Origin of the sequence: Enterobacter sp. AN-K1 (assembly GCF_020971765.1) — a bacterium.
In the GTDB taxonomy this organism is placed as follows: domain Bacteria; phylum Pseudomonadota; class Gammaproteobacteria; order Enterobacterales; family Enterobacteriaceae; genus Enterobacter; species Enterobacter hormaechei_C.
This window is the reverse complement of the sequence record NZ_CP087390.1, coordinates 912,061-935,285: the sequence shown is the minus strand read 5'-3', so window position 1 is coordinate 935,285 and position 23,225 is coordinate 912,061. Positions and strand designations below refer to the sequence as shown.

Below are 23,225 nucleotides of genomic sequence, written 5' to 3'. Positions count from 1 at the left end.
GCTCCTTTCAGAGAAACGTCTCAACGGCTTCTCGCATTTTTTTGACATGCAGCCCGTAGACCACCTGAACGTTGTTACCTTGTTTGATAACCCCTTTCGCGCCGGTCGCTTTCAGGCGCGGTTCGTCGATGATGTCGACGTCCTTCACCGTGACGCGTAAGCGGGTGTAGCAGTTATCCACTACCTCTATATTTTCCCGACCGCCCAGACCCACCACGATCGATTCGCCCAGCCCGTCGTTATTGCCCTTCGCCTGGTACTCCTGCTTGCTGTAAAGGCGTGTCTCCTGGTCCTCATCTTCACGCCCCGGCGTTTTCATGTTGAAGCGCAGGATCAGGAAGCGGAATACCACGAAATAAAGGGCGAACATGATCAGCCCGACCACGATGTACATGGGCCAGTTGGACTTCTCCGTGCCGAGCGGCAGGTTGTAGAGGATGAAATCGATAATCCCGTTGGCGCCGATGGCGTGAACGCCAAACAGCGAGAACAGCATCATGCCGATGCCGGTCAGCACCGCATGCACCACGAACAACAGCGGGGCGACGAACAGGAAGGAGAATTCAATCGGCTCGGTTACGCCGACCAGCAGCGAGGTCAGCGCCGCCGGGATCAGAATCGCTTTCGCAATCGCTTTACGCTCTGGCTTCGCGGTCATGTACATCGCCAGCGCGGCGGCAGGAAGGCCGAACATCTTGCTGATGCCGCGCGCATCCCACACCACGGTACTGCTGAGCTGCTTCACGTCCGGGCAGGCCATCTCGGCGAAGTAGATATTGCGCGCGCCCTGATAGGTTGCGCCACACACCTCCTGCGTACCGCCCAGTTCGGTATACAGGAACGGCGTATAGACCAGATGATGCAGGCCCGTCGGCACCAGAATGCGTTCAAGGAAACCGTAGATCGCCACGCCAAACGGACCGGACCCTTTGATCGCCAGCGCCAGAGCGCTTATTCCATGCTGTGCGTACGGCCAGAGTTCGCTCATGACCACGCCGAGCAGCATAGAGACAGGCAGCATCACAATCGCGACAAAGCAGTGACCGGAGTAAATCGCCATCGCGCCGTTAAACTGGACACCGGAATATTTGTTGTACAGATAACCGGAGAGCGCCCCGGTCAGGATCCCGGCGAAAACGCCCATCTCCAGCACCTGGACGCCCAGCACCATGCTTTGTCCGGCGGCTTTCATCTGTTCCGCAGGGGCCAGTTCTCCCTGAAGCTGTAACGTCACGTTCATCGCGTTAATGAATACGATAAAGGTCACCAGCCCAATCAACGCCGCGTAGCCTTTGTCTCGTGTTGCCAGTCCAATGGGGATCCCGACGGCAAACACCAGCGCCAGGTTGACCAGCACCGACACGGCAGATTTGGCGATCAGCTGGCCGACACTCTGGATCAGCGGGTGGCCGAGAAACGGCAGGTACTCGGCCAGATTGCCGTTACCCAGTACATTCCCGAAGGCGATAAACAGGCCGACGATGGGTAAGATAAGTACAGGTCCGTACAATGATTTTCCGAAATTTTGTAGGGCGTTCACGGCTCGTTTCATGGCTTTCTCTCTTATTGAACCGCGCACTCGGGGTGCGTCATGGTCATAAAACTAGCAGGCCTGATGCGAGCTTATCCAGCTATCTTCTTGTTTTAAAAACAAATGACGCGAAAGGTAACATGTTACGTTATGCGCTGTGATCGCCGTTCCATCACGGTTTGGCTGCGTGATGCCATTCTGCGAGGTGCTTTCCAGATTATAAAATTGGACTTTTTGTATTAACGAAACTTGCGGATAATACTTATCCGGACGATGACCAACAGGCCCCTCAGGCCAGGGACACAGGATGAAACCGTTTCGCTTAGCTGCGATCTCTCTCGCGCTGCTCACCACCTTTACGTTTGTCGGCTGTGATAACAGCGACGACAAACCTCAGGCCGCTGCCCCCGCAGCGTCTACTGCATCAGAACAGAAAACCCCGGCAAAACCGGATCCTGAAAAGCTGGCTAAGCTGGCCGCGCAGAGTCAGGGCAAGGCGTTGACGCTGCTGGATGCCTCTGAAGTGCAACTCGACGGCGCTGCGACGCTGGTTCTGACCTTCTCTGTACCGCTGGATCCCAGCCAGGATTTTGCGAAAACGGTGCATGTGGTGGATAAAAAAAGCGGCAAAGTGGACGGCGCCTGGGAACTGGCCCCCAATCTGAAAGAGCTGCGCCTGCGCCATCTGGAGCCGAATCGTAATCTGGTCGTCACCGTCGAACGTAATTTGCTGGCGCTGAACAAAGCGACATTCGGCATCGACTATGAAAAAGCGATCACCACCCGGGATGTTGAACCGACGGTCGGATTCGCCAGCCGCGGATCGCTGCTGCCGGGTAAGGTGGTGGAAGGGTTGCCGGTGATGGCGCTCAACGTCAACAATGTGGATGTGAACTTCTATCGCGTGAAGCCGGAGTCGCTGGCCTCGTTTGTCAGCCAGTGGGAGTACCGTAACTCGCTGACCAACTGGGAATCTGACAACCTGCTGAAGATGGCGGAACTGGTCTACACCGGCCGTTTCGACCTCAACCCGGCGCGCAATACGCGTGAAAAACTGCTCCTGCCGCTCAAAGATATTAAGCCGCTCCAGCAGTCTGGCGTCTATATCGCCGTGATGAATCAGGCTGGTCACTATAACTACAGTAACGCCGCGACGCTCTTTACCTTAAGTGATATTGGGCTGTCCGCTCACCGTTATCATAACCGCCTGGACATCTTCACCCAGAGTCTTGAAAACGGTGCGGCGCAGTCAGGTGTGGCCATTACCCTTCTGAACGATAAAGGGCAGACCCTGGCCGAGGCGAACAGCGACGCCGATGGTCATGCGAAACTGCAAACCGATAAAGAAGCCGCGCTGATCCTGGCCAGTAAAGATGGCCAGACGACGCTTCTCGACCTCAAACTTCCGGCGCTGGATCTGGCGGAGTTTGATATCGCCGGTAACCCGGGTTACAGCAAACAGTTCTTTATGTTTGGTCCGCGCGATCTTTATCGTCCGGGTGAAACGGTGATCCTGAACGGCCTGCTTCGCGACAGCGATGGCAAACCGCTTCCCGATCAACCGGTAAAACTTGACGTGCTGCGTCCGGACGGACAGGTGGCGCGTACGGTCGTTGTGCAACCTGAGAACGGCCTTTATCGCTTCAACTATCCGCTCGATAGCGGCGCCCAGACCGGCATGTGGCATATTCGCGCGAATACGGGCGATAACCAGCAGCGCATGTGGGATTTCCACGTCGAAGATTTTATGCCTGAGCGTATGGCGCTGAATCTGACCGGGCAAAAAACGCCAGTTTCCCCGCAGGATAATGTCGACTTTAACGTTGTGGGCTATTACCTGTATGGCGCGCCGGCTAACGGTAATTCTCTGCAAGGCCAGCTTTTCCTGCGTCCGCTACGTGACGCGGTGCCTGCGCTGCCTGGCTTCCAGTTCGGTGATATTGCCGAGGAGAACCTGAGCCGTAGTCTGGATGAAGTGCAGCTTACGCTGGACGAACAGGGGCGTGGGCAGGTTACCACCGAAAGCCAGTGGAAAGAGGTGCACTCGCCGCTGCAACTGATTTTGCAGGCCAGCCTGCTGGAATCAGGTGGGCGTCCGGTAACGCGACGCGCCGAGCAGGCTATCTGGCCTGCGGTTGAACTTCCGGGGATCCGCCCACAGTTCGCCAGCAAGGCCGTTTACGACTACCGTACCGATACCACCGTCAATCAGCCGATTGTCGATGAAAACGGCAACGCCAGCTTTGACATCGTCTATGCCGATGCCAGCGGGACGAAAAAAGCGGTATCTGGTTTGCAGGTGCGTCTGATCCGTGAGCGTCGCGACTACTTCTGGAACTGGTCCGAGAGTGAGGGCTGGCAGTCCCAGTTTGATCAAAAAGATCTGGTTGAGGGCGAGCAGGAGCTAAACCTCAAGGCCGATGAAACCGGTAAAGTCGCCTTCCCGGTGGAGTGGGGCTCATACCGTCTTGAAGTGAAAGCCCCTGATGACATGGTCAGCAGCGTGCGCTTCTGGGCGGGGTACAGCTGGCAGGATAACAGCGATGGCACGGGCGCTGCTCGCCCGGATCGTGTGACGCTGAAACTGGACAAGCCATCCTATCAGCCAGGCGATACCATCAACCTGCATATTGCAGCGCCGGCCGCAGGCAAGGGCTATGCAATGATCGAATCCAGCGAAGGACCGCTGTGGTGGAAAGAGATCGACGTGCCAGCAAACGGTCTGGATCTCGCCATTCCGGTGGATAAGGACTGGAAACGTCACGATCTCTACCTCAGCACGCTGGTGGTTCGTCCTGGCGATAAATCCAAATTCGCCACGCCAAAACGGGCGGTTGGCCTGCTGCATCTGCCAATGGGGGACGAAAATCGTCGCCTGGCCATCGCACTGGATAACCCGCAAAAAATGCGTCCGAACCAGACGCTTTCTGTGAAAGTGAAAGCCAGCGTAAAAGAGGGGGCTGTGCCACAGAAGGTGAACGTGCTGGTCTCGGCTGTCGATAGCGGCGTGCTGAACATTACCGACTACGTCACGCCGGATCCGTGGGAAGCTTTCTTCGGTCAGAAGCGCTATGGCGCGGACATCTATGATGTTTACGGCCAGGTGATTGAAGGTCAGGGACGTCTGGCCGCACTGCGCTTTGGCGGAGACGGCGATGAACTGAAACGCGGCGGTAAGCCACCGGTGAACCATGTCACCATAATTGCCCAGCAGGCGCAGCCGGTTACGCTTGATGCCAACGGCGAAGGCACCATCACGCTGCCGATTGGCGATTTCAACGGCGAACTGCGTCTGATGGCTCAGGCCTGGACGGAAGACGATTTCGGCAGCAGCGAAAGCAAAATCATTGTGGCGGCTCCGATTATCACCGAGCTTAACACGCCGCGATTCCTCGCCAGTGGCGATATCTCCCGCCTGACGCTGGACCTGACTAACCTGACGGACCAGCCGCAAACGCTGAACATTGCGTTAACCGCAACCGGTAAGTTGTCGCTCGAAGGCGCTCAGCCAGAGCCGGTTAAGCTGCCGCCTGGCGCACGTAGCACCTTGTTTATTCCGGTGCGCGCCCTGGAAGGCTATGGTGATGGTGAAGTGACTGCTCAGGTGTCGGGGCTTCAGCTCCCTGGTGAGACGTTTGCGCCGCAGCAGAAGAGCTGGAAAATTGGCGTGCGTCCCGCATTCCCGGCGCAAACGGTGAATACGGGCACGATGCTGAACCCTGGCGAATCCTGGAGTGCACCAGCACAGCATATCAACGGTTTCTCGCCTGCCACGCTACAGGGGCAGCTGTTGCTCAGCGGTAAACCACCTTTAAATCTGGCGCGCTACATTCGTGAACTTCAGGCCTATCCATACGGATGTCTTGAGCAGACCACCAGCGGCCTGTTCCCGTCGCTTTTCACCAACGCGGCACAACTTAAGGCACTGGGTATTAAAGGCGATACCGACGATAAACGCCGTGCGGCCATTGATATCGGGATCTCCCGTCTGCTGCAAATGCAGCGTGACGATGGCGGTTTTGCCTTGTGGGATAAAAACGGCCCGGAAGAGAACTGGCTGACCGCCTATGTCACGGACTTCCTGGTGCGGGCAGGGGAGCAGGGTTACAGCGTGCCTGCCGAGGCAGTGAATAACGCCAACAGCCGACTGCTGCGCTATTTACAGGATCCGGGGATGATGTCCATCCGCTACAGCGACGACACCCAGGCCAGCAAATTTGCTGTTCAGGCGTACGCTTCGCTGGTGCTGGCTCGTCAGCAAAAAGCGCCGCTCGGTGCGCTGCGTGAAATCTGGGAGCGCCACGCTCAGGCTGCTTCCGGGCTTCCGTTGATGCAGCTGGGCATGGCACTCAAACTGATGGGGGATGCACCGCGCAGCCAGCAGGCGCTGGATCTGGCTCTCAAAACTCCCCGTAACGACAGCCGAAACTGGATGGCGGATTACGGCAGCCAGCTGCGTGATAATGCCCTGATGCTCTCCCTGCTGGAAGAGTACAAGCTGCTGCCGGATGCGCAAAACAGGCTGCTGAACGCGTTATCTGAAGACGCGTTCAGCCAGCGCTGGCTGTCTACCCAGGAGAGCAATGCGCTGTTCATGGCCGGACGTTCACTGCAAACCTTGTCAGGCGCGTGGACGGCAACGACCAGCCTCTCTGAACAGACCCAGAGCAGTGATAAAGCGCAGGTAGAAAACCTGAACGGCGACCAGCTTGATGCCTTGCAGGTGACGAATACCGGCACTACGCCGCTGTGGGTACGACTGGACACGACTGGCTATCCGGAGTACGCGCCTCAGCCATCCTCTAATGTCTTGCAGATTGAACGTCATATCCTGGCGACAGACGGCAGCAGCAAGTCGCTCTCTTCTCTGAAGAGCGGTGAGCTGGTTCTGGTGTGGCTGGACGTGAAGGCCAGCCAGAACGTGCCGGATGCGCTGGTGGTGGATCTGCTCCCGGCAGGTATGGAGCTGGAAAACCAGAATCTGGCGAGCAGCAGCGCCAGCTTGCAGGACAGCGGCAGTGAAGTGCAAAACCTGCTGAATCAGATGCAACAGTCTGATATTCAGCACATGGAATTCCGCGACGATCGCTTTGTGGCCGCGGTGCCGGTCAATGAAGGTCAGCCGGTCACGCTGGTTTACCTGGCCCGTGCCGTTACGCCGGGAACCTACCAGGTGCCTGTTCCGATGGTCGAGTCCATGTATGTTCCGCAGTGGCGGGCAACGGGGGCGGCCAGTGGCCCGCTGATCGTTGTTCCGTAAGATGCGGATAGCACGCCTGATTCGCTCCCGCTGGCTGTGGCTGGCGGGAGTGCTTCTCGTTTCAGGGGGGCTGATTGTCGTCGCTGACCGCGTGTGGCCGTTGCCCCTGAAAGAGGTCAACCCAGCGCGAGTGGTGGTGGATGAGCAGGGTGTTCCGCTGTGGCGTTTTGCCGACAGCGAAGGCATCTGGCGCTATCCGGTTACCATTGAAGAGGTTTCCCCACGCTATCTTGAGGCGCTGATCCAGTATGAAGATCGCTGGTTCTGGGATCACCCGGGCGTCAATCCGCTTTCTGTATTGCGTGCCGCCTGGCAGGATCTCACCTCCGGGAGAGTGGTTTCCGGCGGGAGCACGCTTACCATGCAGGTGGCGCGCCTGCTGGATCCGCATCCGCGTACCTTTGGCGGCAAAATCCGTCAGCTGTGGCGGGCGATGCAGCTGGAGTGGCATCTCTCCAAGCGTGAAATCCTGACGCTGTATCTCAACCGTGCCCCGTTTGGCGGCACGTTGCAGGGCGTGGGCGCGGCAAGCTGGACTTACCTTGGCAAACCGCCGTCTCAGCTGAGCTATTCCGACGCGGCGCTGCTGGCAGTGCTGCCGCAGGCACCCAGCCGTCTGCGCCCGGATCGCTGGCCGAAACGTGCCGAAGCGGCGCGGAACAAAGTGCTCGACCGTATGCTGACTCAGGGTGTCTGGTCTGAGAAGCAGGTGAAAGAGTCCCGTGAAGAGCCGGTCTGGCTGGCTCCCCGGCAGATGCCGCAGCTGGCGCCGCTCTTTTCCCGCATGATGCTGAGTAAAAGTCGTGACACAAAAATAGTCACCACGCTGGATGCAGCTTTGCAACGACAGCTTGAAGAGCTGGCAATGAACTGGAAATCACGCCTGCCTGCCCGCAGTTCGCTGGCGATGATCGTCGTGGATCATACATCCATGAAAGTGCGTGGCTGGGTAGGCTCGGTAGATATCAATGATGACAGCCGTTTCAGCCACGTGGATATGGTCAATGCGATCCGATCGCCGGGATCGGTCCTCAAGCCATTCATCTATGGCATGGCGCTGGACGATGGTCTGATCCATCCCGCTTCGTTATTGCAGGATGTGCCAAGAAAAACGGGGGATTATCGTCCCGGCAACTTTGACAGCGGCTTCCATGGGCCGGTCAGTATGAGCGAAGCCCTGGTGCGTTCCCTCAACCTGCCTGCGGTGCAGGTTCTCGAAGCGTACGGCCCAAAACGTTTTGCCGGAATGCTGAGCAACGCGGGATTACCGCTCATTCTGCCTGCGGGGGCACAACCCAACCTCTCTCTGATCCTGGGGGGCGCAGGCGCACGCCTGGCTGATATCGCTGCCGCCTATAGCGCCTTTGCGCGTCAGGGTAAGGCGGGCCGGCTGCGTTTACAGCCGGGCGATCCGCTGATCGAACGTCCGCTGTTATCGCATGGGGCGGCGTGGATCATTCGACGCATTCTCGCTAATGAAGCACAGCCCCTGCCGGACAGTGCGCTGCCCCAGGTTGCGCCGCTGGCGTGGAAAACGGGCACCAGCTATGGCTACCGGGATGCCTGGGCCATCGGCCTGAATGCCCGGTATGTCATTGGAATCTGGACCGGACGCCCGGACGGCACGCCCGTTGCCGGGCAGTTTGGTTTCGCCAGCGCGGTACCGCTCCTGAATCAGGTCAATAACATGCTTCAGTCCCGCTCGATGGTGGATGAAGCGCGCCTGCCGCGCGATCCGCGTCCTGCAAGCGTAGGACGGGGCGTGATTTGCTGGCCGGGTGGCCAGTCCCTGCCTGAAGGGAGCGAAAACTGTCGGCGTCGGCTGTCAACCTGGCTGCTGGAAGGCAGTGAACCGCCTACGCTGCTGCTGCCGGAACAGGAAGGTATTCGCGGGATCCGTTTCCCGGTCTGGCTGGATAAAGAAGGCAAGCGCGTTGCGGCGGATTGTCCTGATGCGACAGAGAAAGTGCTGGATGTCTGGCCGCTGCCGCTGGAGCCCTGGCTGCCTGCTGCCGAAAAACGGGCTGCTCGTCTCCCCGCCCGTTCAGCTATTTGCCCTCCGCTGGATAACCATAATGCGGCGCCGATGATGTTGTCAGGCGTCAGAGAAGGGGCGGTAATTAAACGTCTTCCGGGTGAGAAAAATATGACCCTCAACGTTTCAACCAGCGGCGGGGAGGGACAACGATGGTGGTTTTTGAATGGCGAACCGCTGGACGGGCATCAGAAGAATTATTCACTGCAATTATATTTGCCGGGTAAATATCAATTAATTGTATTAGATGAAACAGGACAAACGGCGACAGTGAATTTTGAATTAGATCGCTAAGTATTACCCCTCAAGAGTTAGCTTGATAATTATCAATATTCGTTCCTGAAAAAAAACGAGAATACGTTTTTATTTGAAGGAACGAGCAATGAAAAAAAATAAACATCAGGGAGAAGGGCTTATTCCCGCCATATCCCGGCGTCAGTTTATTCAGGCAGGGTCGGCGCTCGCCGCCCTGCCGTTTGTCGTCAAAACCGGCAAAGTACAGGCACAGGGCGCGGCGGTTTCAGACGCTACGCCTGAAGAAAAAGTGGTGCAAACCTGTAGTACGTTTGACTGCGGCGGCAAATGTGATATTCGTGCTCACGTCAGTGATGGCGTTGTGACCCGAATTTCAACGCGTCCGGATAACGCGCTGGATCCGCAGATGCCAGTAATGCGCGCCTGCGTTCGTGGTCGGGCTTATCGGAAATTTGTTTATCACCCCGATCGACTGAAATATCCAATGAAACGTGTAGGTAAACGTGGCGAAGGAAAATTTGAGCGTATTACCTGGGATGAAGCCACCACCCTCATTGCGAATCAATTAAAAACTATTACGCAAAAATACGGTGCTGCGTCACGCTATGTTCATGTGGGCACCGCGGTGTCCGGCGGGACCTTTTCCGGCGATAAAATGGTTCGTCGTCTGCTCAACTTAACCGGCGGCTATCTCGAAAGCTATCACTCGGTCAGTATGGGTAACACGGCGGCGGCAACGCCGTATACCTATGGCACCGCCGCCAGCGGCAGCTCTCTGGACACGCTGCTGGATACCAAACTGGTCATTCTCTGGGGGCATAACCCGACGGAAACCATCTTCGGGCACAGCAACCACTTCTACCAGAAGATGAAGCAAAACGGCACGCGCTTCATTGTTGTCGACCCACGCTATTCCGATACGGTTTCCTCCCTTGCCGATCAGTGGATCCCATTGCTTCCTGCCACGGACAACGCCCTGATGGACGCGATGATGTATGTGATCGTCACGGAGAATCTGCACGATCGCGACTTTATTCAACGCTACACCCTGGGCTTTGACGAAGACGCCATGCCAGAGGGCGTTCCGGCCAATGAATCCCTGATGGCTTACCTGAGCGGTGCAAAGGATGGCGTGGCGAAAACGCCTGAGTGGGCAGAGAAAATCACCCACGTGCCTGCACAAACTATTCGTCAGCTGGCGCGTGACTACGCAACCACCAAACCCGCCGCGCTGATCCAGGGCTGGGGACCGCAGCGTCACAACTGCGGCGAGCGCACCGCGCGCGGCTCGACGATACTGGCCACGCTAACGGGTAACGTCGGGGTGAAAGGCGGCTGGGCAGCAGGCTATGGCGGCTGCGCAAACCGCAAATTTGCGGCCGGGCCAGAGATGCCGGACAACCCGGTCAACGCCAAAATTTCGGTCATGAACTGGGTGCAGGCCGCGGATGATGCTTCTAAGGTAACCGCGGAAGATGGCCTGAAGGATGCTGAGAAGCTGGACAGCAATATCCGCATCCTGTTCTCGCTGGCGGGCAATTATCTGGCTAACCAGAACCCGGATCTTCATCAGGCAACCCGTGTCCTGGAAGACGAGTCGAAAATCGAGTTTATCGTCGCAAGCGATCTGTTTATGACGCCGAGCGCCAGATACGCCGACCTGCTTTTGCCGGAAACCAGCTTCATGGAACGCTGGAATATCGGCGAAACCTGGGGCACGGCAAGCTATCTGATCCTGTCAGAAAAGCTGATTGAACCTGAATTTGAACGCCGTTCAGACTACGACTGGCTGCGGGAGGTCGCTGCTAAGCTTGGCGTCGAGCCAGCGTTCAGCGAGGGCCGTGACGAAAAAGCGTGGATTGAGCACATCTGGGAGCAGACGCGGCTGTCCATGCCGGATGAAAACCTGCCGGACTTCGCGACGCTACAGAAGACGCGTCAGCATCTTTTCAAAAGCGCGCCGTACGTTGCCTTTGAAGACAACATTCGCGATCCGCAGAATCATCCGTTCCCGACGCCGTCCGGAAAAATTGAGATCTTCTCGAAGCGTCTGTACGACATGCATCACCCGGAAATTCCGGCGCTGTCGCACTACGTGCCAGCCCATGAAGGGCCGGAAGACGAGCTGGCGAAAACCTTCCCGCTCCAGCTGATCACCTGGAAAGGGAAAAACCGCGCTAACTCCACCCAGTACGCCAACCCGTGGTTAATTGAGGCGCAGCAGCAAAAGCTGTGGATCAACCCGCAGGATGCGCAAAAGCGTGGCATTGCGCAGGGGGATACCGTGCGTATTCATAACGCGCGCGGCATTTGCGAGATCCCGGCGGAGGTCACGCCGCGCATCATTCCAGGCGTGGTGGCCATGCAGGCAGGCGCCTGGTGGCAGCCGGACGCGCAGGGTATCGATAAAGGCGGCTGCGCGAACGTGCTCAGTTCCGCCCGTATTACCGCGCTTGCGAAAGGGAATTCCCATCAAACCATGCTGGTGGAGGTAGCTAAAGCATGAGTCAGTTTAAACATTACGCACCGGTGAGCGACAAACAGCTGGGTTTTTATATCGACTCTTCTCGCTGCTCGGGCTGCAAGGCATGCCAGGTGGCGTGCAAAGATAAAAACAACCTTGAGGTCGGACGTCGTTTCCGTCGCGTTTATGAAGTTAACGGCGGGGGGTTTATCCCGACCGGGCAGGGCGGCGTCAGCAACAACGTTTTTGCCTACACGCTCTCCATTTCCTGTAACCACTGTGCGGATCCCATTTGCATCAAAAACTGCCCGACCACCGCAATGCATAAGCGTCCGGGGGACGGCATTGTGCGCGTTGATACTGATAAGTGCGTCGGCTGCGGCTACTGCGCATGGTCTTGCCCTTACGGCGCGCCACAGCTCAACGAGCAGACCGGGCAGATGTCCAAATGTGATTTCTGCGTGGATCTCCAGGCGAAGGGAGAGCAGCCCGTCTGTGTGGCAACCTGTCCACTCGAAGCGATTAAATTCGGGCCGATTGATGAACTGCGGGCGAAGTATGGTGCGGTCTGTGATGTGAAAGGCTTGCCTGATTCCTCCATCACCAAACCAAACCTGGTGATCAAAGCGCATCAGGGCGCAGAGAAAGAGGGGAAACGTCATGCATGAGTTACCGCTGCTGATTTTTACGCTGTTCCTGCAAGGATCGGTTGGCGTTACGCTGTGGCTGGCGTTCGGAAGCACGCAACGCAGCGCGCTGCTGCCGGCAGCTGGAGCGTTTGTGCTGGCGAGCCTGGGGCTGCTTGCCTCCGCGCTGCACATGGGCTATCCGCTTAATGCTCTTAATGCGCTGCGCCACGTATCCAGCTCCTGGCTGAGCCGTGAGATTATCTTTGCCAGTCTTTATCTTGCGGCACTTGGCCTCGCAACGCTGCTGATGTTTGTCAAAAAACCAGGCTGGAAGCCACTGTTGGTTGTGGCAGGTCTGGTTGGTTTAGTCGATGTGTTCTGCATGGCGCAGATCTACATGCACGCATCCGTGGTGACATGGCAGCATGTTAACACTTTGGTGCTGTTTTTCGGTTCGGTGGGGATTATCGGTTCAGCCTGCATGGCCGTTGGGACGCGTTCCCAGACTACCGTGCGTGCGGCGGTTGTCATTATCACGTTGCTGGTGCTTGTGCGTCTGGTGATGCAGCCCGTCTGGCTGGCAGATATTACGGCTATGGACAACACCGTGGTGACGTTCCCTCACGCACCGCTACAGATGCTGGAGCAACTGCGAACCGTGCATCTGCTGAGCTGGTGCGTATCCGTTGCGGGTATGCTGTGCTTTGCTGCGGGCGGTCTGAAAGCGGCGCGATCTCCCATGATGCTAGGAAGCGCATTGCTGATTGTCGGTGAGCTGATGCTGCGCTTCGTTTTCTTCAGTATTGGCTGATGGGCGGATTGACCTTTGCCCCGGCGATGGACGTGACGCATGCGTGCGTCCGTCGCCGTTTTCGCCACGCTTCCTGCCTCGCCTGCGCGGACGTCTGTCCTGTGCAGGCTTTTTCTTTTACCGACTCAGGCGTCTCGGTTGATGATAGCCGTTGTATTGAATGCGGTGACTGCCTGTTCGTCTGCCCCGCTGAGGCCATCACCGGCATCACGCCGCGAAAACGCTTTCTGTGTGGCGATACGCTTGTTGGGCCGTTTACTGACCGTGCGCCAGGGATGAATGAGCTTCTGCTGTGGCATGCGCAGTACCACGTTCGGTTTATCAGTATCGACGCGGAGCAGAATCCTGACTGGTTGCTGGCGATTGCCCGGCTGAATCTGGCGCTTCGTCGACGCGGTGAAGCGGCGTGGGCGTTTAAACATATACCCGTCAACGAGGTTAATACCGCCCGGCGTGCGCTGATGCACGTTCCCCGAGAGCATGTCCAGGCCTGTAGCGTCGTGCCCGGTCAGCGTGAACTGCGCAGGGCGTTTTCTGCGTTTAGCGAGGCAGAGATAACTCTCGATACCGAATCCTGCGTACTGTGCGGCGCGTGCTGGCGAAGTTGTACGGAAAACGCGATTCGGTTTGAGAACGCTGAACTGGTCGTGGAAACCGGACGCTGTACGGGGTGCGGCGGCTGCGAAGCGGTATGCCAGCATGCGGCGATAAACGTGACGCAAACAGAAGGAACAGCGAAAAGCGTGACCATACCGGCATATGAAGCCGTTTGCCTGACGTGCCACCGTCATTTCTGGTCATTTACGTCTGATGAAAAGCAGTGTCCGCTCTGTTTTCATCATCAACACGGTATGCGAAATACGAGCTGTTGCTAATCTTCGTCTCATTTTAAAAAAATGTTATGCATAACCATAGGCAATGGCGCTATTGCTCTTTATAATCCGCGCCACACCATACTCAGGTATGCAAAAACAACAGAACATTTTACAGAGGTTATCAATGGCTATTGAACGTACTTTTTCCATCATCAAACCAAACGCGGTGGCAAAAAACGTTATTGGCAGCATCTTCGCTCGCTTTGAATCAGCAGGGTTTAAGATCGTTGGCACCAAAATGCTGCACCTGACCGTTGAGCAGGCTCGCGGTTTTTACGCTGAGCACGAAGGTCGCCCATTCTTTGATGGTCTGGTCGAGTTCATGACCTCTGGCCCAATCGTGGTATCCGTACTGGAAGGCGAAAACGCGGTACAGCGTCACCGCGATCTGCTGGGTGCAACCAACCCGGACAACGCGCTGGCAGGTACTCTGCGCGCCGACTATGCAGACAGCTTCACCGAGAACGGCACCCACGGTTCCGACTCTGTTGAATCTGCTGCGCGCGAAATCGCGTTCTTCTTCGCTGAAGGCGAAGTGTGCCCGCGCACTCGCTAATAATTTCGTAAATGCCGCGTGCAAACGTGGCATCCCTGCGCCAGACTTTGTACAATGCAACGCCCCGGACGAGCAGACTGCTTACCGGGGCGTTTCTTTTCAACCCACCAAGGGCCACAACGTGTAACAACGAGGCCGGAAAAAATTATGTCTGAATTAGTGAATACCTCCGAAGTCGCCATTCCTGCGGTTCCCAATAAAAATGGAAAAATTAACCTGCTGGACCTGAACCGTCAGCAGATGCGCGAGTTCTTTAAAGAGATGGGCGAGAAGCCATTTCGTGCCGATCAGGTCATGAAATGGATGTACCACTATTGCAGCGACAACTTTGATGACATGACGGACATCAACAAAGTGCTGCGCAATAAGCTTAAAGAAGTGGCGGAAATCCGCGCACCGGAAGTGGTGGAAGAGCAGCGCTCTTCAGATGGCACCATCAAGTGGGCCATTGCCGTTGGCGATCAGCGCGTTGAAACCGTGTATATCCCGGAAGACGATCGCGCCACGCTGTGCGTCTCTTCTCAGGTGGGCTGTGCGCTGGAGTGCAAATTCTGCTCTACGGCGCAGCAGGGCTTTAACCGTAACCTGCGCGTGTCGGAAATCATCGGCCAGGTCTGGCGTGCCGCGAAAATCGTGGGCGCGGCGAAAGTCACCGGTACACGTCCAATCACCAACGTGGTGATGATGGGGATGGGTGAACCGCTGCTCAACCTGACCAACGTCGTTCCGGCGATGGAAATTATGCTCGACGATTTCGGTTTTGGTCTGTCCAAGCGCCGCGTTACGCTCTCTACTTCCGGCGTTGTGCCTGCGCTGGACAAACTGGGCGACATGATTGACGTTGCGCTGGCCATCTCCCTTCACGCGCCAAACGACGCCATCCGTGACGAAATTGTGCCGATCAACAAAAAGTACAATATCGAAACCTTCCTGGCTGGCGTGCGCCGTTACCTGGAGAAATCTAACGCGAACCAGGGCCGCGTGACCATTGAATACGTGATGCTGGATCATGTTAACGACGGTACCGAACATGCACATGAGCTGGCTGAACTGCTGAAAGATACGCCATGTAAGATCAACCTGATCCCATGGAACCCGTTCCCGGGCGCGCCGTATGGCCGTAGCTCGAACAGCCGTATCGATCGCTTCTCAAAAGTGCTGATGGAGTATGGTTTCACCACCATCGTTCGTAAAACGCGTGGCGATGATATCGACGCAGCCTGTGGTCAGCTGGCGGGTGACGTAATTGACCGTACCAAACGTACGCTGCGTAAGCGCATGCAGGGTGAGTCAATCGCGGTCAAAACCGTTTGATTATTATGCAGACACGGCGCGTTTTTTGCGCCGTGAAGCATTAATTTACTGAATATTCAGTCACAATCATTATGACTGATTAATAATTACGGTGCGTTTCATACGACTTTCGGGCAGTATGTAACGACGTAACAACAGTTTAGCGTGAAGGCCTGCCAGCGCTGTCATCTGCGGCCCGACAGTCTTATACTGTTTGTTCCAGGTTAACTGACCTAAAGTTTCGCGGTGCGGGTGGCATTGTGACTCACCGGCACCTGAACCCTTATTTTCACGTACCAGTAGTTGTAGCGAATGAATACTGAAGCCACTCACGATCAAAATGCAGCACTCTCCACTGGCGTTCGTCTTCGCAACGCCCGTGAACAACTCGGACTCAGCCAGCAAGCCGTTGCAGAACGCCTGTGCCTGAAGGTTTCCACCGTTCGCGATATTGAAGAAGATAAGGCACCCGCCGATCTGGCTTCAACGTTTCTGCGCGGTTATATCCGTTCTTACGCCAAACTGGTTCATATCCCTGAAGACGAATTACTGCCGATGATGGAGAAGCAGGCGCCTGTGCGTGCGGCAAAAGTTGCGCCGATGCAGAGCTTCTCTCTGGGTAAACGTCGTAAAAAACGCGATGGCTGGCTGATGAGCTTTACCTGGCTGGTCCTGTTCGTGGTTGTCGGCCTGACGGGCGCATGGTGGTGGCAAAACCACAAAGCGCAGCAGGAAGAGATCACGACGATGGCCGATCAGTCCTCCGCTGAGCTCAATCAGTCTGGTAATAACGGCGCGCAAAGCGTGCCGCTGAGCACCGAAGGAGCTGCGACCTCCAGCGAACCTCAGGCGGCAGCAAGCAGCACGCCTGCAACCGAGCCAGCGACGACGCCAGAAGCGACGGCGAATACTGCACCAGCCACCCAGGCCCAGGATCAAAACGCGGTCGTATCACCTTCACAGGCCAATGTTGATACCGCCCCTGCGGCAACGGCACCGGCAGATAACACCGCGGCGTCACTGCCAACTGACCCGGCGGGTACGGCGGCACCTGCCGTTGACCCGAATGCGCTGGTGATGAATTTCACGGCGGATTGCTGGCTGGAAGTGACTGATGCGACAGGTAAAAAGCTGTTCAGCGGCCTGCAACGTAAAGATGGCACGTTAAATCTAACGGGCCAGGCACCTTACAAGCTTAAAATCGGCGCACCGGCAGCGGTACAGATCCAGTATCAAGGAAAATCTGTCGATCTGAGCCGCTTTATCAGAACTAACCAGGTTGCGCGTCTTACCGTTAATGCCGAACAATCAGCAGCACAGTAACAGACGGGCAATGCGGGAGATTTTACATGCATAACCAGGCTCCTATTCAACGTAGAAAATCGAAACGGATTTACGTTGGGAACGTGCCAGTCGGCGATGGGGCGCCTATCGCCGTCCAGTCGATGACCAATACGCGTACTACGGATGTAGAAGCGACGGTCAATCAAATCAAAGCATTAGAACGCGTAGGCGCGGACATTGTTCGCGTCTCTGTACCGACCATGGATGCCGCCGAGGCGTTCAAACTGATCAAGCAGCAGGTGAGCGTTCCGCTGGTTGCCGATATTCACTTCGATTACCGTATCGCGCTGAAAGTCGCTGAATATGGTGTCGATTGCCTGCGTATTAACCCAGGCAACATCGGCAACGAAGAGCGCATTCGCATGGTGGTTGACTGCGCCCGCGACAAAAACATTCCAATCCGTATCGGCGTGAACGCTGGCTCTCTGGAAAAAGATCTCCAGGAAAAGTACGGTGAGCCGACGCCGCAGGCGCTGCTCGAATCCGCAATGCGTCACGTCGATCATCTGGATCGCCTTAACTTTGATCAGTTTAAAGTGAGCGTGAAAGCGTCTGACGTCTTCCTGGCCGTTGAATCGTATCGTCTGCTGGCAAAACAGATCGATCAGCCGCTCCACCTTGGGATCACCGAGGCGGGCGGTCTGCGAAGCGGTTCGGTAAAATCGGCGATTGGTCTCGGCCTGCTGCTCTCTGAAGGCATCGGCGACACGTTACGCGTCTCCCTGGCCGCCGATCCGGTGGAAGAGATCAAAGTCGGTTTCGACATCCTGAAATCACTGCGTATCCGCGCGCGTGGGATCAACTTCATTGCCTGCCCAACCTGTTCACGTCAGGAGTTTGACGTGATCGGCACCGTGAATGCTCTGGAGCAGCGCCTGGAAGACATCATCACCCCGATGGACGTTTCCATCATCGGCTGCGTGGTGAACGGTCCGGGTGAAGCGCTGGTGTCCACGCTGGGCGTGACCGGCGGTAACAAGAAAAGTGGTCTCTATGAAGATGGCGTTCGTAAAGATCGTCTGGATAATAGTGATATGATCGACCAGCTCGAAGCCCGGATTCGCGCGAAAGCGACGATGATGGACGAAGCGAAGCGCATCAGCGTTCAGCAGGTTGAAAAATAACGTGATGGGAAGCAGGCTGCTTCCCATGTATGATTGAACCCATTCTTTGGGTTCTTTTTTGTATATAGAAAGAGAATAAACGTGGCAAAAAACATTCAAGCCATCCGCGGCATGAACGATTATCTGCCTGGCGAAACCGCCATCTGGCAGCGCATTGAAGGCACACTGAAGCAGGTGCTCGGCAGCTACGGTTACAGCGAAATTCGTTTGCCGATTGTAGAGCAGACCCCGTTATTCAAACGCGCGATCGGCGAAGTAACCGACGTGGTTGAAAAAGAGATGTACACCTTTGAGGACCGCAACGGCGACAGCCTGACTCTGCGTCCTGAGGGGACGGCGGGTTGCGTACGCGCCGGCATCGAACATGGTCTCCTGTACAATCAGGAGCAGCGCCTGTGGTATATCGGCCCGATGTTCCGCCACGAACGTCCGCAAAAAGGCCGCTACCGTCAGTTCAACCAGCTTGGCGTGGAAGTGTTTGGTCTGCAAGGACCCGATATCGATGCCGAACTGATTATGCTTACTGCCCGCTGGTGGCGTGCGCTCGGTATTTCTGAGCACGTTTCCCTGGAGCTGAACTCTATCGGTTCTCTGGAAGCGCGTGCGAACTATCGCGATGCGCTGGTGGCGTTCCTGGAACAGCACAAAGAGAAGCTCGACGAAGACTGTAAGCGTCGTATGTACAGCAACCCGCTGCGCGTACTCGATTCCAAAAATCCTGACGTACAGGCGCTGCTGAACGATGCGCCAGCGCTGGGTGACTACCTGGATGAGGATTCCCGCGAACACTTTGCCGGCCTGTGCAAGCTGCTTGAAGCGGCGGGCATTGCTTATACCGTTAACCAGCGTCTGGTGCGCGGTCTGGACTACTACAACCGCACCGTATTTGAGTGGGTCACCACCAGCCTCGGTTCGCAGGGCACCGTCTGTGCCGGCGGTCGTTATGACGGACTGGTCGAGCAACTGGGTGGTCGTGCAGCACCGGCTGTAGGCTTCGCGATGGGCCTTGAGCGACTTGTTTTGCTGGTTCAGGCAGTTAATCCGGAATTTAAAGCCGATCCTGTTGTCGATATATACCTGGTGGCCTCAGGTGCGGATACGCAGTCTGCGGCGATGCAGCTTGCCGAACGCGTGCGCGATGCGCTGCCGGACGTTAAGCTGATGACCAACCACGGCGGCGGCAACTTTAAAAAACAGTTTGCTCGTGCCGATAAGTGGGGCGCAAGTATCGCACTGGTGCTGGGTGAGTCCGAAGTGGCCAACGGCGAAGTGGTAGTCAAAGACCTGCGCTCTGGTGAGCAAACTACGGTAACGCAGGATGGCGTTGCGGCGCACTTGCGCACTCTATTGGGCTAAGGAGAAGGACTGCGTGGAAATTTACGAGAACGAACACGACCAGGTTGATGCGGTTAAGCGCTTCTTTGCTGAAAACGGCAAGGCACTGGTTGTAGGGGTTATTTTAGGTGTTGGTGCGCTGGTAGGCTGGCGTTACTGGAACAATCATCAGGCTGACTCTGCTCGCGGTTCGTCCCTGAACTACGAAAATACCGTTAGCGCAATCCGTGCCGATCAGCCGCAAACGTTGACGGCTGCGGAGAAATTTGCCGCTGACAACAAAAACACCTACGGCGCGCTGGCTGCGCTGGAAGTGGCTCAGCAGTATGTTGATAAAAACGAACTGGACAAAGCCGCTGCGCAACTGTCTCAGGGGCTTGCTGCTGCCAGTGACGAAAATCTGAAAGCGGTGATCAATCTGCGTCTGGCGCGTATCCAGGTTCAGCAGAAAAAAGCCGACGACGCGCTGAAAACGCTTGATACCATCAAAGGCGAAGGCTTCGCCGCTATTGTCGCCGATCTTCGCGGTGAAGCACTGCTGAGTAAGGGTGATAAAGCGGGCGCGCGTAAAGCGTGGCAAGCTGGCGTGGATAGTAAAGCTTCACCTGCGCTGAGCGAAATGATGCAGATGAAAATAAATAATTTGTCCGTCTGAGAGGGACCCAATGCAATTGCGTAAATTACTTCTGCCAGGACTGCTTTCTGTTACGTTATTGAGTGGTTGTTCACTGTTCAGTGGCGAAGAAGACGTTGTTAAAATGTCCCCGCTGCCGACGGTTGAAAACCAGTTCACCCCATCCACCGCCTGGGACACCTCCGTAGGCGATGGTATTGGCGATTTTTATTCCAACCTGCACCCGGCCTTTGCTGACGGCGTTGTCTATGCGGCCGATCGCAAAGGCACCGTTAAAGCGCTGAACGCTGATGACGGAAAAGAAGTGTGGTCCATCAACCTGGCGGAAAAAGACGGCTGGTTCTCCCGTAAACCTGCACTGCTTTCTGGCGGCCTGACCGTTGCCGGCGGTCACGTTTATGTGGGCAGCGAAAAAGCGCAGGTTTACGCGCTGAATGCCAGCGACGGTTCGGTTGCATGGCAGACCACCGTTGCCGGTGAATCCTTGTCGCGTCCGGTTGTCAGCGACGGCCTGGTGCTGATCCATACCAGCAACGGCCAGTTGCAGGCGCTGAACGAAGCCGATGGTCTGGTAAAATGGACGGTTAACCTGGATATGCCAGCGCTGTCTCTGCGTGGTGAATCTGCTCCGGCGACCGCCTTTGGCGCCGCCATTGTGGGCGGTGACAACGGCCGTGTCAGCGCGGTACTGATGCAGCAGGGCCAGATGATCTGGCAGCAGCGTATTTCCCAGGCGACCGGTTCAACTGAAATTGACCGTCTGAGTGACGTGGACACCACGCCAGTCATCGTTGACGGTGTGGTTTACGCGCTGGCGTACAACGGCAACCTGACGGCGCTGGACCTGCGTAGCGGCCAGATCATGTGGAAACGTGAGCTGGGTTCCGTGAACGATTTCATCGTCGACGGCAACCGTATTTATATGGTGGATCAGAACGACCGTCTGCTGGCGCTGAGCACCGAAGGTGGCGTGACGCTGTGGACGCAGAGCGATCTGCTGCACCGTCTGCTGACAGCACCGGCACTGTATAACGGCAGCCTGGTGGTGGGCGACAGCGAAGGCTATATGCACTGGATCGATCCAGAGAATGGTCGCTTCGTGGCACAGCAGAAAGTGGATAGCTCAGGCTTCCTGACGGAGCCCGTTGTGGCTGACGGCAAACTGTTGATTCAGGCAAAAGACGGCACGCTGTACGCGATCACGCGTTAATTACACGGCGGTTGTAGTATACTAAACGGCTCCTGTTCACTCAGGAGCCGTTTTGACATTTTTAAAAACGCTGCGAAAGCGACGTTATTTTGAATTTTATGAGGCTTCAAACATGGTACCTGTGGTCGCGCTTGTCGGGCGCCCTAACGTTGGAAAATCCACTCTTTTTAACCGTTTAACACGCACCCGTGATGCGCTGGTTGCGGATTTCCCGGGGCTGACGCGTGACCGTAAGTACGGTCGTGCAGAGGTGGAAGGACGCGAGTTCATCTGTATCGATACCGGGGGTATTGACGGTACGGAAGACGGCGTAGAAACCCGCATGGCAGAGCAATCTCTGCTGGCTATCGAAGAAGCGGATGTGGTTCTGTTTATGGTGGATGCTCGCGCTGGCCTGATGCCCGCGGATTCTGCTATTGCTAAACATCTGCGTTCACGCGAAAAGCCTACCTTCCTGGTGGCGAACAAAACTGACGGCATCGATGCCGATCAGGCTGTTGCGGATTTCTGGTCTTTAGGCCTGGGCGATATTTATCCTATCGCGGCCTCGCATGGTCGTGGCGTCACCAGCCTGCTGGAAACCGTTCTGCTGCCGTGGGTAGATGAAGTGAACCCGCCGGAAGAGGTGGACGAGGACGCTGAATACTGGGCGCAGTTTGAAGCCGGAGAGGAAGGCGAGGAAGAGCCGGAAGACGACTTCAACCCGCAGGATCTGCCTATCAAGCTGGCTATCGTGGGTCGCCCAAACGTAGGTAAGTCTACGCTTACTAACCGTATTCTCGGTGAAGAGCGCGTGGTGGTTTACGACATGCCAGGCACAACGCGTGACAGCATTTACATTCCAATGCAGCGCGATGAACGTGAGTACGTACTTATCGACACCGCAGGGGTGCGTAAGCGCGGGAAAATCACCGATGTGGTAGAAAAATTCTCGGTGATCAAAACCCTTCAGGCGATTGAAGACGCCAACGTGGTGCTGCTGGTCATCGACGCACGTGAAGGTATCTCCGATCAGGATCTCTCTCTGCTTGGCTTTATCCTCAATAGTGGGCGCTCACTGGTTATCGTCGTCAACAAGTGGGACGGCCTGAGCAATGAAGTGCGCGAGCAGGTGAAAGAGACGCTGGACTTCCGTCTGGGCTTTATCGACTTTGCCCGCGTTCACTTCATCTCTGCCCTGCACGGGAGTGGTGTTGGCAACCTGTTCGAATCCGTTCGTGAAGCCTATGACAGCTCTACCCGCCGTCAGAGCACGGCGATGCTGACCCGTATCATGAACATGGCTGCTGAAGACCACCAACCGCCGCTGGTGCGCGGTCGTCGCGTGAAGCTGAAATATGCTCACGCCGGGGGGTATAACCCGCCTATCGTGGTGATCCACGGTAACCAGGTGAAGGATCTGCCGGACTCCTACAAACGCTACCTGATGAACTACTTCCGCAAGTCGCTGGACGTGATGGGTACGCCTATCCGTATTCAGTTCAAGGAAGGGGAGAACCCGTTTGCGAATAAACGCAACACCCTGACGCCGAACCAGATGCGTAAGCGTAAGCGTTTGATTAAGCACATTAAGAAAAGCAAATAATTCTTACCGAACTCACTAAAACCCGCGCCTGTCGCGGGTTTTTTTCGCCCATTCAAAAGGCCTGCCTTCCCTGTGTGATGTCAATCACTATTCGCTTTTAACCATGTTAATATCTAAGAAAGTAGACAATCATCGAATTTTCGTCTTAAAGTCCAAGGTTCGGTACTAGACAAAACTAGCGCCTGGTTATCAAATGGTTAACCAACATTTCGCCGCATGTAAAAAATCGATCGGATACGTAACCGTTCGGCGTACATGCTGGTGTTTACAAGCACGACACATAC

General features: G+C 56.2%; 15 protein-coding genes. 14 read left to right on the top strand and 1 reads right to left on the bottom strand.

Annotated features, from left to right (window positions below; all coding sequences use genetic code 11):
* Positions 1 to 7: 7 nt before the first annotated feature.
* The gene (locus tag LOC22_RS04385; protein WP_063136589.1) at positions 8 to 1,552 is read right to left on the bottom strand and encodes a PTS transporter subunit EIIC; all 1,545 of its coding nucleotides are present in this window, start codon (positions 1,550 to 1,552) and stop codon (positions 8 to 10) included.
* Between the two features lie 286 nt (positions 1,553 to 1,838).
* Between LOC22_RS04385 and LOC22_RS04380 the strand changes: the two genes are divergently transcribed.
* From LOC22_RS04380 to der, 14 genes are all read left to right on the top strand, one after another.
* The gene (locus LOC22_RS04380) at positions 1,839 to 6,791 is read left to right on the top strand and encodes an alpha-2-macroglobulin family protein (RefSeq protein ID WP_230239393.1); all 4,953 of its coding nucleotides are present in this window, start codon (positions 1,839 to 1,841) and stop codon (positions 6,789 to 6,791) included.
* 1 nt (position 6,792) lies between these two features.
* The gene (pbpC, locus tag LOC22_RS04375; RefSeq protein ID WP_230239392.1) at positions 6,793 to 9,120 is read left to right on the top strand and encodes a peptidoglycan glycosyltransferase PbpC; all 2,328 of its coding nucleotides are present in this window, start codon (positions 6,793 to 6,795) and stop codon (positions 9,118 to 9,120) included.
* Positions 9,121 to 9,208: 88 nt separating this feature from the next.
* Positions 9,209 to 11,587, top strand: a complete 2,379-nt coding sequence (locus LOC22_RS04370) for a DMSO/selenate family reductase complex A subunit (protein WP_319023530.1) — start codon at positions 9,209 to 9,211, stop codon at positions 11,585 to 11,587.
* Complete coding sequence (locus tag LOC22_RS04365) at positions 11,584 to 12,213, top strand: DMSO/selenate family reductase complex B subunit (RefSeq protein WP_230239391.1); 630 nt, start codon at positions 11,584 to 11,586, stop codon at positions 12,211 to 12,213. Before LOC22_RS04370 ends, LOC22_RS04365 begins: the two co-directional genes overlap by 4 nt.
* Entirely contained in the window at positions 12,206 to 12,985 is a 780-nt protein-coding gene (locus LOC22_RS04360; protein ID WP_230239390.1) for a dimethyl sulfoxide reductase anchor subunit family protein, read from the top strand. Before LOC22_RS04365 ends, LOC22_RS04360 begins: the two co-directional genes overlap by 8 nt.
* On the top strand, positions 12,985 to 13,860 hold the full coding sequence (locus tag LOC22_RS04355) for a 4Fe-4S binding protein (RefSeq protein WP_230239389.1): 876 nt from the start codon (positions 12,985 to 12,987) through the stop codon (positions 13,858 to 13,860). The genes LOC22_RS04360 and LOC22_RS04355 overlap by 1 nt, the downstream gene beginning before the upstream one ends.
* A 124-nt stretch (positions 13,861 to 13,984) precedes the next feature.
* Positions 13,985 to 14,416 (top strand): nucleoside-diphosphate kinase, encoded by a 432-nt coding sequence (gene ndk, locus LOC22_RS04350; RefSeq protein WP_003860625.1) that lies wholly within the window; start codon positions 13,985 to 13,987, stop codon positions 14,414 to 14,416.
* A 147-nt stretch (positions 14,417 to 14,563) separates the two neighbouring features.
* Complete coding sequence (locus LOC22_RS04345) at positions 14,564 to 15,730, top strand: bifunctional tRNA (adenosine(37)-C2)-methyltransferase TrmG/ribosomal RNA large subunit methyltransferase RlmN (RefSeq protein WP_003860623.1); 1,167 nt, start codon at positions 14,564 to 14,566, stop codon at positions 15,728 to 15,730.
* Positions 15,731 to 16,021: 291 nt separating this feature from the next.
* Positions 16,022 to 17,032, top strand: a complete 1,011-nt coding sequence (gene rodZ, locus LOC22_RS04340; protein ID WP_230239388.1) for a cytoskeleton protein RodZ — start codon at positions 16,022 to 16,024, stop codon at positions 17,030 to 17,032.
* Positions 17,033 to 17,058: 26 nt separating this feature from the next.
* Complete coding sequence (ispG, locus tag LOC22_RS04335; protein WP_017383528.1) at positions 17,059 to 18,177, top strand: flavodoxin-dependent (E)-4-hydroxy-3-methylbut-2-enyl-diphosphate synthase; 1,119 nt, start codon at positions 17,059 to 17,061, stop codon at positions 18,175 to 18,177.
* 81 nt (positions 18,178 to 18,258) lie between these two features.
* On the top strand, positions 18,259 to 19,533 hold the full coding sequence (gene hisS, locus LOC22_RS04330; RefSeq protein WP_022649001.1) for a histidine--tRNA ligase: 1,275 nt from the start codon (positions 18,259 to 18,261) through the stop codon (positions 19,531 to 19,533).
* Between the two features lie 13 nt (positions 19,534 to 19,546).
* A complete protein-coding gene (locus LOC22_RS04325) occupies positions 19,547 to 20,167 on the top strand; it encodes a YfgM family protein (protein WP_017383526.1) in 621 nt (206 codons plus the stop codon).
* Positions 20,168 to 20,177: 10 nt separating this feature from the next.
* Complete coding sequence (gene bamB / locus LOC22_RS04320) at positions 20,178 to 21,356, top strand: outer membrane protein assembly factor BamB (protein ID WP_017383525.1); 1,179 nt, start codon at positions 20,178 to 20,180, stop codon at positions 21,354 to 21,356.
* A 112-nt stretch (positions 21,357 to 21,468) separates the two neighbouring features.
* Entirely contained in the window at positions 21,469 to 22,941 is a 1,473-nt protein-coding gene (gene der / locus LOC22_RS04315) for a ribosome biogenesis GTPase Der (protein ID WP_022648998.1), read from the top strand.
* Positions 22,942 to 23,225: the final 284 nt, after the last annotated feature.

Excerpts from the sequence above, each read along its gene's own strand:
- rodZ (WP_230239388.1), top strand. The coding sequence starts at position 16,022 with ATGAATACTGAAGCCACTCACGATCAAAATGCAGCACTCTCCACTGGC.
- LOC22_RS04380 (WP_230239393.1), top strand. The coding sequence starts at position 1,839 with ATGAAACCGTTTCGCTTAGCTGCGATCTCTCTCGCGCTGCTCACCACC.
- LOC22_RS04385 (WP_063136589.1), bottom strand. The coding sequence starts at position 1,552 with ATGAAACGAGCCGTGAACGCCCTACAAAATTTCGGAAAATCATTGTAC.
- LOC22_RS04360 (WP_230239390.1), top strand. The coding sequence starts at position 12,206 with ATGCATGAGTTACCGCTGCTGATTTTTACGCTGTTCCTGCAAGGATCG.
- ndk (WP_003860625.1), top strand. The coding sequence starts at position 13,985 with ATGGCTATTGAACGTACTTTTTCCATCATCAAACCAAACGCGGTGGCA.
- LOC22_RS04355 (WP_230239389.1), top strand. The coding sequence starts at position 12,985 with ATGGGCGGATTGACCTTTGCCCCGGCGATGGACGTGACGCATGCGTGC.
- LOC22_RS04345 (WP_003860623.1), top strand. The coding sequence starts at position 14,564 with ATGTCTGAATTAGTGAATACCTCCGAAGTCGCCATTCCTGCGGTTCCC.
- LOC22_RS04370 (WP_319023530.1), top strand. The coding sequence starts at position 9,209 with ATGAAAAAAAATAAACATCAGGGAGAAGGGCTTATTCCCGCCATATCC.
- LOC22_RS04365 (WP_230239391.1), top strand. The coding sequence starts at position 11,584 with ATGAGTCAGTTTAAACATTACGCACCGGTGAGCGACAAACAGCTGGGT.
- ispG (WP_017383528.1), top strand. The coding sequence starts at position 17,059 with ATGCATAACCAGGCTCCTATTCAACGTAGAAAATCGAAACGGATTTAC.
- bamB (WP_017383525.1), top strand. The coding sequence starts at position 20,178 with ATGCAATTGCGTAAATTACTTCTGCCAGGACTGCTTTCTGTTACGTTA.
- pbpC (WP_230239392.1), top strand. The coding sequence starts at position 6,793 with ATGCGGATAGCACGCCTGATTCGCTCCCGCTGGCTGTGGCTGGCGGGA.
- der (WP_022648998.1), top strand. The coding sequence starts at position 21,469 with ATGGTACCTGTGGTCGCGCTTGTCGGGCGCCCTAACGTTGGAAAATCC.